The 1,645-nt window shown below is 65.6% G+C and carries 2 protein-coding genes; one reads left to right on the top strand and one right to left on the bottom strand.

Annotated features, from left to right (window positions below; all coding sequences use genetic code 11):
- The coding region (locus V6M52_RS12370; RefSeq protein ID WP_332701244.1) for a zinc-binding dehydrogenase at positions 1-244 on the top strand (244 nt) is incomplete at its 5' end.
- A gap of 265 nt (positions 245-509) precedes the next feature.
- On the opposite strand, the gene rho is transcribed toward V6M52_RS12370, so the two are convergent.
- Positions 510-1,645: transcription termination factor Rho (rho, locus tag V6M52_RS12365; protein ID WP_332701243.1), on the bottom strand; the 1,136-nt coding region annotated here is incomplete at its 5' end.

The raw sequence follows: 1,645 nt of genomic DNA, 5'->3' as shown, positions 1-1,645 counted from the left end.
CCCGCCCTTCCCGCCCGCGCGGCTGGCGGCGGCGGGCTCGCTGTTCTTCACCCGGCCGACCATGGGCGACTACCAGGCCACCACGCCGGAGCTGGACGCCAGCGCCCAGGCCCTGTTCGAGGTGATCGCCTCCGGCGCGGTCAAGATCGAGATCGGCCAGACCTTCCCCCTGGCCGAAGCCCGGGCCGCGCACGAGGCGCTGGAAGGCCGCGAGACGGTCGGGGCGAGTCTGCTCGTTCCATAGACAGATGTTTCACGTGGAAAAGCTATAACTTCAGTTAGTTAGCTCCATGGCTGTCATCCCGGAAGCCGCGCAGCGGCTATCCGGGACCCATAAACACCGGATGGCGCCGATGGGGGGCATGGCCGAGCCGTCTCCTGACGGCTCAGGTGCGTATGGGTCCCAGTCTTGCTGCGCAAACCGGGATGACAGACTTGGTATGGCCACCACGCAATAAGGGCCCGCGTCGCCGCGGGCCCTTTCTTCGTCTCGGTCGGTCGGTGAAGGCCTAGGTGTTCATCGACTGGAAGAAGTCCTCGTTGTTCTTCGAGGTGCGCAGCTTGTCGAGCAGGAACTCGATGGCGTCCTGGGCGCCCATCGGGTTGAGGATGCGCCGCAGGATGTAGGTCTTCTGCAGGTGCTCCTTCGGCGTGATCAGCTCTTCCTTCCGGGTGCCGGACTTCAGCACGTCGATGGCCGGGAAGATGCGCTTGTCGGCGACCTTGCGGTCCAGGATCAGCTCGGAGTTACCGGTGCCCTTGAACTCTTCGAAGATCACCTCGTCCATCCGGCTGCCGGTGTCGATCAGGGCGGTGGCGATGATGGTCAGCGAGCCCCCCTCCTCGATGTTCCGCGCCGCGCCGAAGAAGCGCTTGGGACGCTGCAGGGCGTTGGCGTCGACACCGCCGGTCAGCACCTTGCCGGAAGACGGCACCACGGTGTTGTAGGCGCGGCCCAGACGGGTGACGGAGTCCAGCAGGATGACCACGTCGCGCTTGTGCTCGACCAGCCGCTTGGCCTTCTCGATGACCATCTCGGCGACCTGGACGTGGCGGGTGGCCGGTTCGTCGAAGGTCGACGAGATCACCTCGCCGCGCACGGTGCGCTGCATGTCGGTGACTTCTTCCGGCCGCTCGTCGATCAGCAGGACGATCAGGTAGCACTCAGGGTGGTTGGCGGCGATCGACTTGGCGATGTTCTGCAGCATCACGGTCTTACCGACCCGGGGCGGCGCCACGATCAGGCAGCGCTGGCCCTTGCCGAGCGGGGCGACGATATCGATCAGCCGGCCCGAACGATCCTTCAGGGTCGGATCCTCGATCTCCATCTTCAGCCGCTCATCGGGATAGAGCGGGGTCAGGTTGTCGAACAGGACCTTGTGGCGGACGTTCTCGGGATTCTCGAAGTTGGTCAGGTCGACCTTGGTGAGCGCGAAATAGCGTTCGCCTTCGCGGGGCGCGCGGATGGCGCCGTCGACCGTGTCGCCGGTGCGCAGGCCGAACTTCCGGATCTGCGAGGGGCTGAAATAGATGTCGTCTGGCCCCGGCAGGTAGTTGGCTTCCGGCGAGCGCAGGAAGCCGAAGCCGTCCGACACCACTTCGAGGGTGCCCGAGCCGGAGATCTCGATCCCCTCCTCGGCGAGGG

It is taken from the genome of Devosia sp., from assembly GCF_036676215.1.
GTDB lineage: Bacteria > Pseudomonadota > Alphaproteobacteria > Rhizobiales > Devosiaceae > Devosia.
Note: the sequence above shows the minus strand (reverse complement) of the source record. Positions and strands in the feature narration are given on the sequence as shown.